Origin of the sequence: Flaviramulus sp. BrNp1-15 (genome assembly GCF_022259695.1) — a bacterium.
Lineage (GTDB): Bacteria > Bacteroidota > Bacteroidia > Flavobacteriales > Flavobacteriaceae > BrNp1-15.
Genome location: NZ_CP092099.1, coordinates 213,771 through 230,030, shown reverse-complemented (window position 1 = coordinate 230,030; position 16,260 = coordinate 213,771). Strand labels below are relative to the sequence as shown.

Annotated in this window: 14 protein-coding genes and 1 tRNA gene; 13 read left to right on the top strand and 2 right to left on the bottom strand. The window is 30.8% G+C overall.

Translation table 11 applies throughout. The features are described 5' to 3' along the window. The first annotated feature begins 1 nt into the window (after position 1). Positions 2-1,219 (top strand): porin, encoded by a 1,218-nt coding sequence (locus MBM09_RS00985; RefSeq protein WP_238674983.1) that lies wholly within the window; start codon positions 2-4, stop codon positions 1,217-1,219. Beyond that, positions 1,220-2,362 carry a T9SS type A sorting domain-containing protein gene (locus MBM09_RS00980; RefSeq protein ID WP_238674982.1) on the top strand — a complete coding sequence of 381 codons (1,143 nt, stop codon included), beginning with the start codon at positions 1,220-1,222 and terminating at the stop codon, positions 2,360-2,362. A 35-nt stretch (positions 2,363-2,397) separates the two neighbouring features. On the opposite strand, the gene MBM09_RS00975 is transcribed toward MBM09_RS00980, so the two are convergent. Continuing rightward, positions 2,398-2,479 (bottom strand) — tRNA-Leu (locus MBM09_RS00975). 147 nt (positions 2,480-2,626) lie between these two features. Between MBM09_RS00975 and MBM09_RS00970 the strand changes: the two genes are divergently transcribed. The 3 genes from MBM09_RS00970 to pth all read left to right on the top strand — a co-directional run bounded on the left by MBM09_RS00970 (position 2,627) and on the right by pth (position 5,163). Then, the gene (locus tag MBM09_RS00970; RefSeq protein WP_238674981.1) at positions 2,627-3,568 is read left to right on the top strand and encodes a ribose-phosphate pyrophosphokinase; all 942 of its coding nucleotides are present in this window, start codon (positions 2,627-2,629) and stop codon (positions 3,566-3,568) included. A gap of 64 nt (positions 3,569-3,632) precedes the next feature. Beyond that, entirely contained in the window at positions 3,633-4,286 is a 654-nt protein-coding gene (locus MBM09_RS00965) for a 50S ribosomal protein L25/general stress protein Ctc (protein ID WP_238674980.1), read from the top strand. A gap of 250 nt (positions 4,287-4,536) precedes the next feature. Further along, positions 4,537-5,163, top strand: coding sequence for an aminoacyl-tRNA hydrolase (gene pth / locus MBM09_RS00960; protein WP_238674979.1), 627 nt, complete (start codon positions 4,537-4,539; stop codon positions 5,161-5,163). A gap of 33 nt (positions 5,164-5,196) precedes the next feature. On the opposite strand, the gene MBM09_RS00955 is transcribed toward pth, so the two are convergent. Next, positions 5,197-8,019 carry a reprolysin-like metallopeptidase gene (locus tag MBM09_RS00955; RefSeq protein WP_238674978.1) on the bottom strand — a complete coding sequence of 941 codons (2,823 nt, stop codon included), beginning with the start codon at positions 8,017-8,019 and terminating at the stop codon, positions 5,197-5,199. 83 nt (positions 8,020-8,102) lie between these two features. Between MBM09_RS00955 and MBM09_RS00950 the strand changes: the two genes are divergently transcribed. The 8 genes from MBM09_RS00950 (at position 8,103) to rsmA (ending at position 16,242) form a co-directional block, all read left to right on the top strand. After that, positions 8,103-9,038, top strand: coding sequence for a bifunctional riboflavin kinase/FAD synthetase (locus MBM09_RS00950; RefSeq protein WP_238674977.1), 936 nt, complete (start codon positions 8,103-8,105; stop codon positions 9,036-9,038). After that, positions 9,031-10,347, top strand: coding sequence for an HTTM domain-containing protein (locus tag MBM09_RS00945; RefSeq protein ID WP_238674976.1), 1,317 nt, complete (start codon positions 9,031-9,033; stop codon positions 10,345-10,347). Before MBM09_RS00950 ends, MBM09_RS00945 begins: the two co-directional genes overlap by 8 nt. Before the next feature lie 44 nt (positions 10,348-10,391). Continuing rightward, the gene (serS, locus tag MBM09_RS00940) at positions 10,392-11,666 is read left to right on the top strand and encodes a serine--tRNA ligase (protein ID WP_238674975.1); all 1,275 of its coding nucleotides are present in this window, start codon (positions 10,392-10,394) and stop codon (positions 11,664-11,666) included. 631 nt (positions 11,667-12,297) lie between these two features. Continuing rightward, complete coding sequence (locus MBM09_RS00935) at positions 12,298-14,073, top strand: tetratricopeptide repeat protein (protein WP_238674974.1); 1,776 nt, start codon at positions 12,298-12,300, stop codon at positions 14,071-14,073. A gap of 4 nt (positions 14,074-14,077) precedes the next feature. Further along, positions 14,078-14,590: a GNAT family N-acetyltransferase gene (locus tag MBM09_RS00930; protein WP_238674973.1), complete on the top strand. Its 513-nt coding sequence runs from the start codon at positions 14,078-14,080 to the stop codon at positions 14,588-14,590. A 2-nt stretch (positions 14,591-14,592) separates the two neighbouring features. Then, a complete protein-coding gene (locus MBM09_RS00925; RefSeq protein WP_238674972.1) occupies positions 14,593-14,916 on the top strand; it encodes a DUF4286 family protein in 324 nt (107 codons plus the stop codon). A gap of 10 nt (positions 14,917-14,926) precedes the next feature. Beyond that, complete coding sequence (locus tag MBM09_RS00920) at positions 14,927-15,379, top strand: GNAT family N-acetyltransferase (RefSeq protein ID WP_238674971.1); 453 nt, start codon at positions 14,927-14,929, stop codon at positions 15,377-15,379. Between the two features lie 68 nt (positions 15,380-15,447). Next, the gene (rsmA, locus tag MBM09_RS00915) at positions 15,448-16,242 is read left to right on the top strand and encodes a 16S rRNA (adenine(1518)-N(6)/adenine(1519)-N(6))-dimethyltransferase RsmA (RefSeq protein ID WP_238674970.1); all 795 of its coding nucleotides are present in this window, start codon (positions 15,448-15,450) and stop codon (positions 16,240-16,242) included. Positions 16,243-16,260 lie beyond the last annotated feature (18 nt).

The window sequence follows — 16,260 nt, the reverse complement described above, 5'->3', positions numbered from 1 at the left end:
CATGAAAAAGGTATCATTATTTAGTATATTTTTCTGTATATCATTACTATTAAGTGCGCAAGAAAACAAAGATAAAAACGTTGCAAGCTTTGAACTTGGAAGCGGATTAAATTTCTCTTTTAACGAAGGGGATTATCAATTTAATTTTGGGGGGTTTATACAACCAGCTTTTAATTATTCAAAAGTGAAAGGAGCCGATGCAGATAATGAATTCAATGCTAAAAATGCGTTTTTAATCATTAGCGGAAAAGCAGTAAAAGAAAAAGTAAGTTTTCTAATTCAAACAGATTACAGTAAATCGCAACCATTATTAGATGCTTGGTTAGCTTATCATCCATTTAAAAACACAATTGTAACTGTTGGTCAAAAACAAACGTTTGTAAACAATCGAGAAATGACATATAGAGAAGACAGGTTACAGTTTACAGATAGAAGTTTATTAAGCCAAAATTTAAGCAATACGGGGAGAGAATTTGGATTGTTTGTAGAAACAAAATTTGGAAATAAGTTTGGTATAGCACCAATGCTTGCAATAACTTCTGGAGACGGAAGAAATTCATTTGGTGGCGATTCTCGTGATTCAGATTTAGGAGGTTTAAAAATTGGTGGTCGTTTAGATATTTATCCCTTAGGATTTTTTACTCAAGGAAATGACTTATTTAGTGCAGATTTAGCTCATGAAGAAAACTTAAAACTAGTCATTGGTGCTGCTGCAAGTAAAAATAAAGGAGCAAGTCATGCAGTTGGCGAAGGTCATGGTAATTTCTTTTTATATGATGCAAACGGAAAAAATGATTTACCCGATTATTCTCAAATGTATATAGATGTATTATTAAAATATAAAGGATTTTCATTGTTGGCAGAATATGCTAATGCCAGTGCAGAAGGTTTAGATTTGGTTTATGTTGATGAAACTGCTCTAACAGTTTTAGCTCCTCAACAAATTAGTGAATATTTAGTTTTAGGTGATAGTTATAACGTTCAAGCAGGATATGTAACCGAAAAAGGGTTTAGTGTTGATTTTAGATACGAAAGTGCAACACCTGAGTTTGAATCTAACTTAAATTCAATATTAAGTGATGCAAGTAGTTATACTTTCGGAATAACAAAATATTTTGATAATAACAATCTAAAAATGCAAGCTTCCTTAACAACTATTGATTTAGCCCAAGGAAATAACCAAACCATTGGGGAATTGGTTTTTCAAATAATTTTTTAAATGAAAAACCTTAAAATAGAATTTGGTTTTATATTCTTTTCATTATTAAGTTTTGGTCAGAATTTAAATTCTAATACTACAAGTTCTTTTATTTATACACCAGAAAACCCTTTAAACACAAAAACTGTTGAGGTGTTCTATCACATCCCAGAAGGAGATATCACTGTAATGCCAATAGTTATGTCTTTTCATGGTGCGAATAGAAATGCTTCTGATTATAGAGATTATTGGATAAATATGGCAAATGTGAACGAATTTATGGTGTTTGCTCCAGAATTCTCAGATAGTAATTATCCTGGAGGAGATAAATATCAATTGGCAAATATTTTTGATGATGGAGACAACCCAAGTTTGGGAACTTTAAATAACCAAAATGAATGGACATTTTCTTTTATAGATTCTTTATTTGAATATATAAAAGCTGATATTTCCGGAACACAAGAAACATACAAAGCATGGGGACATTCTGGTGGCGCTCAATTTTTACATCGTTTTGTCATGTATATGCCTAATAGTAAATTAGAAATTGCTGTTTGTTCAAATGCAGGTTGGTACACAGTTCCAGAAAACACTGTAAATTTTCCGTATGGGATTAAAAATGGGCAATTATCTAACACAACATTACCAGATGCCTTTGCTAAAAAATTGATTATTCATTTAGGGCAAGATGATACTAATCAAAATTCAGCTGGATTAAGACATAATTCAATTGTTGATAATCAACAAGGGTTAAACAGGTATCTAAGAGGGCAGTATTTTTTTGATACCAGTCAATCAACTTCCCAAACTATGTCTGTTCCTTTTAATTGGGAAAAGCAAGAAGTATCAGGAGTTAGTCATAATGCGCAACAAATGGCAAATGATGCTTTACAATATGTTTTTATAAATAGTTTGTCTAATTCAAATTCTATTGAAAATAAGTTTATTAAAGTATACCCTAACCCAGTGAATAATATTTTGTGTTTTAATAATGAGAGATTAAAAGCTAAAAGAGTTAAAATTTATTCAGTTTTTGGAGCTTTAGTCTCTTCATTTAATTTTAACTCATTTCAAGCTGAACAAGAAATAGATGTTGCTCAACTAAATACAGGAATTTATTTTTTTAAACTAAATGAAAGATTATTTAAGGTTGTAAAAAAATAAAACTCATAATCTAAAAAAGATTGTGAGTTTTATTGTACTCAAGGTGGGAATCGAACCCACACTTCCGAAGAAACTGGATTTTGAATCCAGCGCGTCTACCAATTCCGCCACTTGAGCTAATTTTGGACAGCAAAAATATATATTTTTTCCAGATTAATCGCAAAAATACTAGTCAATATACTTTTTAGGTTAAAATAAATGTATAAATTTGCACCTCGTTAAAAAACACGCTGTGTTTGTATACTCTAAAACAATAAGTTAACTATGCCAATTGTGATAACAGAAGCTAAAATTTTTGCATGTACCCAAAGTAAGGTTCTTGGTGAAAAAATAGCTAAGGCATTTGGTGCAGAATTAGGTAAGGTAATTACTTCTACTTATAGTGATGGGGAGTTTCAACCATCTTATGAAGAGTCTATTCGTGGCACAAGAATTTTCATTATTGGTTCTACTAATCCAGGACCAGAAAACTTAATGGAAATGTTGTTAATGATTGATGCGGCAAAACGTGCTTCGGCAAGACATATTACAGCAGTTTTACCATATTTTGGATGGGCAAGACAAGATAGAAAAGATAAACCTAGAGTGCCAATTGCTGCAAAATTGATTGCTAAAATGTTGGAAGCAGCAGGAGCTACGCGTATTATCACAATGGATTTACACGCAGATCAAATACAAGGATTTTTTGAAAAACCAGTAGATCATTTATTTGCATCTACAATTTTTCTTCCTTATTTAAAAAGTTTAAACTTAGATAATTTAACCATCGCTTCACCCGATATGGGAGGTTCTAAAAGAGCTTATGCTTATTCCAAAGCATTACAAAGTGATGTGGTAATTTGTTATAAGCAACGCGCTAAAGCCAACATTATTTCGCATATGGAACTTATAGGTGATGTTACTGGTAAAAATGTGGTGTTAGTTGATGATATGGTTGATACAGCTGGAACGTTAACTAAAGCTGCAGATTTAATGATAGAGCGAGGTGCACTAAGTGTAAGAGCTATTTGTACACATCCAATTTTATCTGGTAAAGCTTACGATAATATAAATAACTCTAAATTAGAAGAATTAATAGTAACAGATTCTATTCCAGTAAAACCTTTAAGTGATAAAATTAGGGTTTTAAGTTGTGCAGATTTGTTTGCTGATGTTATGGATAAGGTTCACAATAATCAATCTATTAGTTCAAAATTTGTTATGTAATCTTATCAAATGAATGTTAAGGTTAATTAAAGAATGAATATTAATTAAATTATATAAATAGAAAATGAAATCAATTACAATCAACGGATCTCAAAGAGAAAGCGTGGGCAAAAAAGCAACAAAAGCCTTACGTAATGCTGGTCAGGTTCCTTGCGTATTATACGGAGGAGATAAACCAGTGCATTTCTCTGCACCAGAATTAGCTTTCTCTAAACTTGTATACACGCCAAATGCGCATACAGTTGTGATTGCTTTAGACAATGGAGAAACCTTAAATGCGGTACTTCAAGACATTCAATTTCACCCTGTTACAGACAGAATTTTACATGTAGACTTCTATCAATTATTTGAAGATAAAGAAATTGCTTTAAATATTCCTGTAAACCTAGTTGGAAATTCAAGAGGTGTTAAAAACGGTGGTGTTTTAAGAAGAAACAATAGAAAGTTACGTATAAAAGCTTTACCAGCAAACTTACCAGATTTTATTGAAATCGACATAACACCATTAAAAATTGGTGATAAGGTAGCTGTTGGAGATTTACCAAGTGAAAAATATACTTTCTTACACTCAGATAATACTGTAGTTTGTCAAATCAAAACAGCAAGAACTGCTATTATTGATGATGAGGATGAAGAAGAAGAAGGAGAAGAAGGAGCAGAAGCAACAGCTGAAGGAGGAGAAACTCCAGCAGCAGAAGCACCTGCAGCTCAAGAATAGAATTATTCTTAATCAAATAATTAAAAGCATTCTGTATAATTCAGGATGCTTTTTTATTTAAGAAAGGCTCCTCGGACTTTTTTGAACGAGGTTTCATTTAAAATTGTCATTCCCGAGAAATCGGGAATCTAAAATAAAAGAATTTTTATTTAGAGCTAAGAAGATAAAAAACGAAACAAAAAACATCTACAATTTAGTTAGAAATAGTCAACTTTGATAAATTCTTTATTTTTACAAAAAAGAAACTTTTATGTGTCAGTTTTTAAGAAAGTTGTTTAATAGAAATAAGCATATAGAAGAACAAGATTCTATGAAAAAGTATTTAATAGTTGGTTTAGGAAACATTGGAGAAAAGTACGAAAACACACGTCATAATATAGGTTTCAAAGTGTTAGATTATTTTGCTAATCAAGAGAATTTAACGTTTGAAACTCAAAAACTAGGAGACGTAACTACTTATAAATTAAAAGGAAGAACCTTTATCTTTTTAAAACCGAATACCTATATGAATTTAAGCGGTAAAGCAGTTTTATACTGGTTGACAAAAGAAAAAATACCGTTAGAAAATCTATTAATTATTACCGATGATTTAAACTTACCTTTTGGAAGCATAAGGTTAAAAACAAAAGGAAGCGATGGTGGGCATAACGGTTTAAAAGATATTCAAGATAAACTAAATACTACAAAATATAACCGATTTAGATTTGGAATTAGTGATGCGTTTAACAAAGGAAAACAAATAGACTATGTTTTAGGAGAATGGACAGATGAAGAAAATAAAAACCTAAAAGAGCGATTAGATAAATCTGTAGACCTTATAAAGTCCTTTGCACTAGCAGGAGTTAATATTACCATGAATACATTTAATGGTAAATAAAAAAGAGAAGTTTCATGCTCCTCTTTTTTTATTTTATTCTATTACAATTTTCTTTGTAGATTTTCTTATACCGTCACTAACACTTAAAATATACATGCCAGATTGAATGTCGTTTAAGGTTATTTTTTTATTAAAATCTCCTGTATTTTCAAAAGTTTTTTTGTGAATTATTCGCCCTCTTAAATCATAAACTTCAACATTAATAGTATTAGATGAATTAATATTCAACTTAAGAGTAAATTCTCCGTTGTTTGGGTTTGGGTAAACTTTGAACTCAGAAAATTCAATATCATTTGAACTACTAAGAGTAACAGTTTTAAGACAAAATTCTAAATACCAATCATTTAAATTTCCAGTATCGAATTGAAAACCATCAGAAATTGTTAAGGTCCAATCTCCTGAGCTTTCTAATTCATCAAAAATGCTTAATGAATTTGCAGGAATATAAGTTCCTGTAGTAGGTGATGCACAAACTACAGCCGAAGCCCCATCTTCAAATATAATATCAAAATCTTCATAGCCTGTATTAATAAAACAATTTTCTTCCCATACAACAGTGCTTGTTGTGCCATTAGGGTGTGTTAAAGTTAGTGTTAAATCACTTATAAAAGAGTGTGTTACATCAACATTTATTTTAACATCACTAATAACACCGTTAACGGGGACATTAATAATATCATTGGTTGTCCCTTCATCTGGAATACTTATGTTTAAATTAGAATTAGAACTAAATTGCTGATTACAGGTTGTTGAAACGGTATAACCAATTGAAAAATCCGTACTGTTAACGCCGTAATAAATATTTCCAACAGGTTCTACCATAATTCTGCAAAAAGGAGCTGACACACCCATTGGAAGATTAATGTTCTCTGTTCCATCATTACTTGTGTTAGATACTAATATTGTTGGAAAAGTTAATCCTCCATCAGTGGATAAACGTATGTTTACTAAGGCTGTGTTTATAGGGCTTAAATTGGTATTAGCAACATCCCATGTTACCATTTGAGAACTTCCAATGGGGTAACTAATATAACTATTTTGCGAAGTAACTATAAACGGTCCTATTGGTGTGGATACTGAGCCATCTGTAACTTGAATTTGCATAGTATCATAGCTAGATTGTCCACCTAAACCTGTTGCGATTGGTTCTCTATCTCTTACGGTTAATGCCCAATTTAAAATTCGATCAACATTTGCAACAGTTTCCCAGTCGCTACCAAGACCAGGGTTAGTTTGTGTAATATTACCATTTAGAACGCTACTTAATCTCGGTATATATCTATCTGGTGATGATGAAGGAGGTAAAGATCTGTTCATAGAGCCTAATACTAAATCAGGACCAAAATTCAGATAATCTGTTTTGCCACTATCTATTTGTTCCCAACAGTAAGTAAAGCTTTCACCAGATTCAATACCGGTAGCTGTTCCTTTGAGTATGTATGGAGTTCCTGCTGGAATTATGTAATTATTACCAGCATCAGCAATTGGAGGATTATTGGAAATAGGTTCAATAGTTTGACAACTCTTTGTACTCAAATTATCCAAAATTTGTTTAATACTATGATAATGAAAATAATCATCACTATTAGTCTGAACATCATCAGGTCCTGTAATACCAGCATAAGCCATAATTGTTGAGCCACTTCCAGGTTCTGAATTTACACCAGTGCCTTCGGTTGTAAATGCCCATGTATGATTAGCACCCATTTGATGTCCTATTTCATGAACAACATAATTTATATCAAAAGTATCACCTTCAGGAATACCGTCAGCAGGTGATGTAAATGCGCTTCCTTTGTTTTTATCAGCATTAGAAGCTGTATCATTACTACATACACAGCCTATACAACCGGCATTTCCTCCTCCTCCTGAATCACCAAATAAATGTCCAATATCGTAAGCATTGTTGCGTTCGGTTAAATTATTACCTAATGCGCTGGAGGATGATAAAGTATTCTGTAATTGTAAACTCCAACCAAATAGCTCATCCGAATTATCTTGATTAGCTCCAATACTAGCATCTGAATAAGGATCAGTTGCCGCATTGTTATATATTAATTGAGTGGCATCTACTAACTCAAAAGTAACTGCCATATCAGTTTCAAAAACCTCATTTACTCTAGAAAGAGTTACATTAATAGCAGAAAGTGCATCACTAATTGCGTCACCATTTCCTGAAATCCCATCATCGTGGTATGCTGTGTATTCTGAAGTTGTGGAAATAGCTATTCTAAATTTTTGTAAGGTTTTATTATTAGCGCCACCCTCATCAATTTTTGATGATGTATTTGTTTTGTTAAATAATTGATTAATACTTTCAATGGTTCCACATTTAAATGTAGATAAAGAATTTACTTTCATTCCTCTATCATAAACCACATATTGATTAGAACCTTTTTTTGTAGGCTGCATAAAAACAGTTGATTTATCTAAAAAAGTAATCATGGTATGCACTCCTTGAGGTGAGATACTCATTCGTAATTTAGCACCATTTTTATTTGTTGAATAACCAACATAAGATTTGATATTGGGATATTTTAAAGCTAATGTATGAGAAAAAACAGGTGCTTCGTAAATGTTAAAAGATTCCATTGTACCATTAATTCCCGGAATTGTTATAACAGTATTCTTTTTTTTCTTTTGAGAACCTCTTAAAGTAGCAGTTAAAGTGTTTTTTTTAAATAGATTCCTATCTAATTCAAAGAAATGAACTTTACTTTTGTCTAGGTTAAATTTGGATAGGTCTTTAGAATTTTTAATTGTCTTAACTTCTTTAAATGAAGAAATTTGTGCTTTAACTGAAAATACAGACAAAAGCATTGCAATTGATAAAACATAATGTAGTTTTGTTTTCATAAAGAAGATTTTGAAGCTATTTTGTTATGCTAAACTTAACAAATCTAACTTTTTTAAGTCATTTATACAATTTTGAATATTAAATGAGCAAAGCAAAAAATATTGAAACTTACAAGTCTAACGAGCCAACAGTTGTTACCATTGGTACTTTTGATGGTGTACATTTTGGACATCAAAAAATAATTAAGCGTTTAATTAATACAGGAAAATTAGAAGGCTTAAAATCTGTAATACTAACTTTCTTTCCCCATCCGCGTATGGTGTTGCAAAAAGACTCCAATATTAAGTTAATCAATACTATTGATGAACGTTATGCAATTTTAGACGCTTTAGGATTAGATTACTTACTCATTAAAGAGTTTACTAGAGAATTCTCCAGGCTTTCTGCAGAAGATTTTGTAAAGCAAATTTTAGTTGAAAAATTAAATGCAAAAAAAGTAATTATTGGTTACGATCACAGATTTGGTAGAAACAGAAAAGCAGATATTAACGATTTAAAAGTCTTTGGAGAAACCTATGGTTTTGAAGTTGAAGAAATTTCGGCTCAAGACATAAATGATGTTTCTGTAAGTTCAACAAAAATTAGAAAAGCTTTATTAGAAGGTAATATTACTAAAGCTAATAAGTTTTTAGGCTATAATTTTATGCTTAACGGAACTGTTGTTAAGGGTAAAGGCTTAGGTAAAAAAATACAATACCCTACCGCTAATATTCATATAAGAGAAGATTATAAAATTATACCAAAACAAGGCGCTTATATTGTAAAGGCTTTAATTGATGATAAAGTTGTTTACGGAATGATGAATATTGGTGTAAATCCTACAGTAAATGGTAGTACACAAACCATAGAGGTTCATTTTTTTAATTTTGATACCGATATTTATGGTAAAGAAATTCAGATAGAATTATTGCATCGAATTCGTGATGAAAGCAAATTCGAATCGGTTGAAGCTCTAAAATTTCAATTAGCAAAAGATAAACAAATCGCAATGGATTATATTGCAAATCAACATGCTTAGCAAATGGTTGTTCAAACATATTGATAATTCTGCATTAATAGTATTTAGAATCATTTTTGGTGCACTTTGTTTTTTAGAATCTGTAGGCGCCATTTTTACAGGTTGGGTAAAACGAACTCTAGTTGAACCAGAATTTACATTTTCTTTTATAGGTTTTGAATGGTTGCAACCACTGCCAGGTCATGGCATGTATTATTATTATGTTTTAATGGGAGTTTTTGGACTACTTATTATGGTTGGCTATAAATATAGATTAAGCATCATTAGCTTTACGTTAATGTGGACAGCCACTTACCTCATGCAAAAATCATCGTATAATAATCATTACTATTTATTAATTCTTATAAGTAGTATAATGGTAATTCTTCCCGCTCACAAATATGCATCAATAGATGTAAAACTCAATCCAGAAATTAAGAGTTTTTCTATGCCGCAGTGGTGTAAATGGGTTATTGTTTTACAACTTTTTATAGTTTATACCTACGCATCAATAGCTAAGTTTTACCCAGATTGGTTAGATACTACATTTGTGGAATTATTAATGAAGAGTAAAAAAGACTATGTTTTAGTTGGGAACTTGCTTCAACAAAAATGGGTGCATTATATTTTAGTTTATGGAGGTATTTTGTTTGACGGTTTAATAGTGCCTTTACTCCTTTATAAACCCACTCGAAAATATGCCTTTATAGTTTCTGTTTTTTTTCATTTGTTTAATTCGTTTGTACTTCAAATAGGCATATTTCCGTATTTGTCATTAGCATTTGCATTGTTCTTTTTTGAATCCAAAACTATTAATAAACTGTTTTTAAAAAGGAAGCCTTTGTATGTTGATGAAGAAGTTATTATTCCAAAGTTAAAAACACCTTTATTTATTGTTTTTTCAATTTATTTTTTAATTCAAATAGGTTTGCCTTTAAGACATCATTTTTTTGAAGATAATGTGCTTTGGACAGAAGAAGGTCACAGGCTTTCATGGCGCATGATGCTAAGAGCTAAAAGTGGTTATGCTACATATCGGGTTAATAATAAAACCACAGGCAAAAGTACTGTTGTTAAGTTAGATGATTATCTGTCTGAAAAACAAAAAAGAACAGCTAGCACAAAACCAGATATTATTTGGCAATTTGCACAAAAACTAAAGCAAAAATTTAGTGAAGAAGGACAAGATGTAGCAGTATTTGTAGATTGTAAAGTAAGCATTAATGGTAAGCCATATAAACCCTTAATAAAGCCAGAAATAGATTTGGCAAGTGTAGAGTGGCAAGCCTTAAAACATAGCCCTTGGATTTTACCTTCAAAACAAGAGTGATTATGTGTCTAATTCATTAAATTTGTCCCTTAAATTTTAATACCATGTTACAAGTTCCCTTTATTAGAGAAAACAAAGAATTAGTAATTCAACGTTTAGAAAAGCGAAATATTGATGCTACAAAAATGATAAACGATGTTATTGCTTTTGATGAGGAAAGAAGACGCCTTCAAACAGAATTAGATAACACTTTAGCAGAGTCTAACAAATTATCTAAAGAAATTGGGAATTTGTATAAATCTGGTGAGGCAGAAAAGGCAAATGTTTTAAAAGACAAAACGAGTCAATTAAAAGAAGTTTCAAAAAAATTAGCAGATGAACTAGATGCTTGCGATGTTAAATTGTATAATGTTTTAATTGAGCTTCCAAATGTTCCTCACGACTTAGTAAAACCCGGTAAATCTGAAGAGGATAATGAAGAAGTGTTTATTGATGAAAGCAATAAACCTGTTTTACATGAAAATGCGCTTCCACATTGGGAATTAGCTAAAAAATATGATATTATTGATTTTGAATTAGGAGCTAAAATTACAGGTTCAGGGTTTCCAGTTTATAAAGGCAAAGGCGCTAGGTTACAACGAGCTTTAATTACTTATTTTTTAGATAAAAATACAGCTGCTGGCTATACTGAATATCAATTGCCACATTTGGTGAATTCAGATTCTGCAACAGGTACAGGTCAATTACCAGATAAAGAAGGACAAATGTATTATGTAGGTGAAGATGATTTGTATTTAATACCAACTGCGGAGGTGCCAGGAACAAATATTTTTAGAGATACGTTGCATAATGAAAGTGATTTACCAATTGGTATAACTGGCTATACACCATGTTTTCGTCGTGAGGCAGGAAGTTACGGAGCTCATGTAAGAGGTTTAAATAGGCTGCACCAATTTGATAAAGTAGAAATTATTAGAGTAGAACACCCTAGTAACTCATACAACGCTTTAGATGGTATGGTAGAACATGTAAAAAGCATTCTTAAAGAATTAAAATTACCTTACAGAATATTACGTTTATGTGGTGGAGACACCTCTTTTGCATCTGCATTAACATACGATTTTGAAGTGTTTTCTACAGCACAAGATAAATGGTTAGAAATTTCATCTATTTCAAATTTTGAAACCTTTCAAGCAAATCGATTAAAGCTTCGATTTAAAAATAGTGAAGGGAAAAACGAGTTGGCACATACCTTAAATGGAAGTTCTTTAGCATTACCTAGAGTACTGGCGGGTATTATAGAAAATTACCAAACCGAAAAAGGTATAGTAATTCCAGATGTTCTTCAACCATATACAGGTTTTAAAATAATAGATTAAAAAACAATATATGTATACAAAATCTTACAAAAATTGTAAGATATTGTTATTTTGTTCGATAAAATGTAAAATAAAACCGCTGTTTAACGATTTTATTGTCATTTTCTTTGAGTTTTAAAATTTATTCATCAAGTTAGCTATCCCAAATCTATTTAACCTACTAATCATGAAAAATTTTAAACGCCTAGTGCTATTAATCGCTCTAATTTTTTTCGCAAGCAAAGTTTTATCCTCAGATTTTGAGATATTTAAATCTGAAGATAAAGAAACAGCCATTGTGAGTAAATAGGGGTTTTATTCAAAGCAAATCTCTTGATGCAATTGTAAAAAGATTTTTTTGAAAATAGTCATTTCTGTTTATGCAGAAATTTAAGACTGTCCCCAATCGAGTATTTAATTAACAGTAGTTAATAGAAAATTTATTTTTGGTTGGTTAAGTGCCCGAATTTTATTTCGGGCATTTTTTTTAGTGAAACTCTAATTTGTGAAATCTTTTCTGACCAATACATATTAGTTAGTTGAGCTAATCCTGATGAATATCAGAATCTCTTAAGAAATATAATGAATATTAAATTCATAAAAATATCAAAACACGCTAATATCTAGAACACACATTTGTTATATTTACAATATGAGAATACGCTTTATTTTATGTTTTTTTATATCAGCAATCGCTTTTTCGCAAAATGATATTGTTGCCAAAGAATATTTTAAAAATGGCGATTTTGAGAAGGCTTTAAATGAGTACGAAAAACTTCATACAAAGTCACCATCTAATATCACCTATATCAATCAAATAGTCAGTGCGCATCAACAATTAGAACAATATGATAAAGCTGAAGCTTTTTTATTAAAATTGATGGAACGTATAAATTACCCTGCATTTATAGTTGAATTAGGATATAACCATCAACTTAAAAACGATTTAGAAAACGCAGAAATTTATTATCAAAAAGCCATTGAAAGTATTGATGTAAAACCAAGCAATGTATTTGCAGTAGCACGTAGTTTTCAAAACCACTCCATTTTAGATAGAGCCATAATTGCCTATGAAAAAGGCATGGTTTTAAACCCAGATTATAATTTTAACTTACAGTTGGCTCAAATTTATGGAGAGCAGGGCGATATAGAAAAAATGCTAAACAGTTATGTAGATTTTGCTGAAACTAATAGGGTAAGTTTGTCAAATATTAAACGAGCTATAAACGATTTTATTAGCGAAGACAGCACTAATGAAAATAACATTTTATTCAGAAAAATTCTGCTAAAAAAAATACAGCAAGAACCAAATTTGTTATGGAACGAGTTGTTAAGTTGGTTATTTATTCAGCAAAAAGATTTTAGAAAATCATTCATACAGGAAAAAGCAATTTTTAATAGAAATCCAGAAAGTTTAAGTAGAATAGAAGAACTAGCGTTAATTGCATCTAACGAAAACGAAAATGAAATTGCCAAAGAAATATATAATTACATTATTGAAACTGCTCAGTATGCAGACACTAAATTAGAGGCTCATTACAATTTATTGCAATTAGAAATTCAAGGAAGCTCAATAGATAATTACCAGAGTATTAAAAACAAATATTTAGAGCTTATTGAAGAGTATGGAACCTATTCGCAAACATTAAATTTACAAATTTCCTATGCACATTTTTTAGCATTTTATTTAAATGAAACAGAACAAGCCACTAAGTTTTTAGAGGATGCTTTACAACTACCTTTATCAGAATTAGAAAAGGCAAAAGTGAAGCTAGAACTTGGCGATATTTTAGTGTTACAGGAAAAATTCAATAAAGCTTTAATTTATTATACTCAAATTCAACGTAATTTAAAGAACAGTACAATTTCGCAGGAAGCAAGGTATAAAGTAGCTAAAGCAAGTTATTATAAAGGAGATTTTAAGTGGGCAGAATCACAACTTAAAATTTTAAAAGCTTCTACATCGCAGTTAATAGCTAACGATGCCTTGGATTTAAAACTTCTTATTTCAGATAATAAATACGAAGATTCCCTTCAAACGGCGCTAAAACTTTATGCAAAAGCAGACTTGTTAGCTTTTCAAAATAGAAAGGATGAAGCTATTAAACTTCTTTATAAAATTTTAAAAGACCACAAAACAGAGCCTATTGTTGCACAAGCGTTATACAAGCAAGCCCAATTATTTGGTCAGAAAAACGAATTTGAAAAAGCACAAGCTAACTACGAAACAATTATTGCAAATTATAGAGACGGTATTTTAATTGATGATGCCTATTTTAATCTGGCAGAAATTTATGAGAAACAATTAAACATGCCAGAAAAAGCTAAAGAGTTATACGAGCAAATTATTTTTAATCATGCCGATAGCATTTATTTTGTAGAAGCTAGAAAACGTTTTAGAGCATTACGTGGAGATGCAATAAATTAATACTATGATTGTTGCTGAAACCAAGCGCCTTAAAATTTTTAAATTTTCAATTACAGATGCACCGTTCTTTTTAGAATTAGTGAATTCTCCAAATTGGATAAAATATATTGGAGATAGAAACACAAAAACCATTAAAGATGCTGAAGAACGCATAACAAAAGGGCATTTAAAAAATTATAAAGAGTTTGGTTTTGGGTTTTATAAACTTTTATTAAAAGAAGAAAATAATAAATCCATTGGCACTTGCGGACTCATAAAACGAGAAGAGTTAGATGATGTTGATATAGGCTTTGCTTTTTTGCCAGAATATGAAGGAAAAGGATATGGTTTTGAAGCCTCAGTTGAAATCATGAAACTTGCTAAAAATCAATTCAATTTAAAAAGACTAGCTGCAATAACCACCCCAGAAAATAAAAATTCAATTAAGTTATTAGAAAAATTAGGGTTTAATTTTGAAAAAAGAATAAAACCCTTTGAAGATGGAGAAGAACTCCTGTTATTTGCAAAAAACTTATAGGCATGTATATTTATAACGTAACTGTAAACATAGACGAATCTATCCATGAAGAATGGTTAGCATGGATAAAAGAGCATATTCCGCAAGTATTAGGAACTGGAAAGTTTGAAAAAGCAACATTAACCAAAGTTTTGGTAGAAGAAGATATGGGAGGAGTTACATATTCTATTCAATATCGTTCGTACTCAAGAGAAGCTTTAGATGCTTATTATAGAGAAGACGCCGAAAAACTACGAAATGATGGCATGAAAAAATTTGCTGATAAAATGCTAGCATTTAGAACAGAACTTCAAATAATTGATGAGTATACTGTGAATTTTAAATAGGCAAAAACATATGATATTTAGAAAAGCAACAGAAAATGATTTGCCAGATATTGTTGCAATGTTGGCCGATGACGAACTTGGTAAAACAAGAGAGAATTATCAAATTCCATTGCCAAAACTATACATTGATGCTTTTAAAAAAATAAATGCCGATAAAAACCAAGAACTTATAGTTGTAGAAAATGAGACCAAAGAAGTAATAGGAACTTTACAACTTACTTACATACAATATTTAAACCGATTAGGAAGCTTAAGAGCCCAAATAGAATCTGTAAGAATTAAAAAAAATCACAGAGGACAAGGTTTGGGTAAGAATATGTTCGAATGGGCAATTAATAGAGCAAAAGAAAAAAAAGCTTGTATTTTGCAATTAACTACAGACAAAAAACGACCAGAAGCCATAAAATTTTATCAAAGTTTGGGGTTTACAGCATCACATGAAGGCATGAAAATGCAATTTTAATTAAAAAAAACAATAACGGAAGGTTTAAGTAGATTAACTTCGTAACGTTATAAAACATTCAAAAATTCGTGGCAAATAACAGAAACCAACATCAAGTAAAAGCAAAAAAGCACTTAGGGCAGCATTTTTTAAATGATGAATCTGTGGCACAAAAAATAGCAGACACATTAACTCTAAAAGATTATAAAAATGTTTTGGAAATTGGTCCAGGCATGGGTGTGCTTACCAAATATTTACTCAAAAAGGATATCACGACATACGTTATAGAAATTGATACCGAATCGGTAGAATATTTACAAGCAAACTATTTAAACCTTGCCCCACGAATTATAGAAAAAGACTTTTTAAAGTACGATTTAAACGAAGTTTTTAAGCAAGAACCATTTGCAATAATTGGTAATTTTCCATATAATATTTCAACTCAAATAGTATTTAAAACCTTAGAAATGCGCGATCAAATTCCTGAGTTTTCAGGAATGTTTCAAAAAGAAGTAGCACAACGCATTTGCTCAAAAGAAGGCAGTAAAGTTTATGGAATTTTATCTGTTTTAACTCAAGCATTTTATGAAGCAGAATACTTATTTACAGTACCGCCAAATGTTTTTAATCCGCCACCAAAAGTAGATTCAGGAGTTTTAAGACTTACAAGAAAAGAAGATTATAACTTAGCATGTAATGAGAAACTTTTCTTTAAAGTAGTGAAAGCAGCATTTCAACAGCGCAGAAAAACACTTCGTAACAGTTTAAAAACATTTAATTTATCAGATAATTTAAAAGCAAATAGTATATTTGGCAAGCGTCCGGAGCAATTAAATGTAAAAGAGTTCATAGAGCTTACACAATTAATTGAAACAGACGTTTAAACCTTTTTAAAGTTTTCA

Bases quoted from the DNA above. Each gene is read 5' to 3' on its own strand.
- MBM09_RS00970 (WP_238674981.1), top strand. From the start codon at position 2,627: ATGCCAATTGTGATAACAGAAGCTAAAATTTTTGCATGTACCCAAAGT.
- MBM09_RS00980 (WP_238674982.1), top strand. From the start codon at position 1,220: ATGAAAAACCTTAAAATAGAATTTGGTTTTATATTCTTTTCATTATTA.
- pth (WP_238674979.1), top strand. From the start codon at position 4,537: ATGTGTCAGTTTTTAAGAAAGTTGTTTAATAGAAATAAGCATATAGAA.
- MBM09_RS00935 (WP_238674974.1), top strand. From the start codon at position 12,298: ATGAGAATACGCTTTATTTTATGTTTTTTTATATCAGCAATCGCTTTT.
- MBM09_RS00945 (WP_238674976.1), top strand. From the start codon at position 9,031: ATGCTTAGCAAATGGTTGTTCAAACATATTGATAATTCTGCATTAATA.
- MBM09_RS00955 (WP_238674978.1), bottom strand. From the start codon at position 8,019: ATGAAAACAAAACTACATTATGTTTTATCAATTGCAATGCTTTTGTCT.
- MBM09_RS00950 (WP_238674977.1), top strand. From the start codon at position 8,103: ATGAGCAAAGCAAAAAATATTGAAACTTACAAGTCTAACGAGCCAACA.
- MBM09_RS00925 (WP_238674972.1), top strand. From the start codon at position 14,593: ATGTATATTTATAACGTAACTGTAAACATAGACGAATCTATCCATGAA.
- serS (WP_238674975.1), top strand. From the start codon at position 10,392: ATGTTACAAGTTCCCTTTATTAGAGAAAACAAAGAATTAGTAATTCAA.
- MBM09_RS00930 (WP_238674973.1), top strand. From the start codon at position 14,078: ATGATTGTTGCTGAAACCAAGCGCCTTAAAATTTTTAAATTTTCAATT.
- MBM09_RS00965 (WP_238674980.1), top strand. From the start codon at position 3,633: ATGAAATCAATTACAATCAACGGATCTCAAAGAGAAAGCGTGGGCAAA.
- MBM09_RS00920 (WP_238674971.1), top strand. From the start codon at position 14,927: ATGATATTTAGAAAAGCAACAGAAAATGATTTGCCAGATATTGTTGCA.
- MBM09_RS00985 (WP_238674983.1), top strand. From the start codon at position 2: ATGAAAAAGGTATCATTATTTAGTATATTTTTCTGTATATCATTACTA.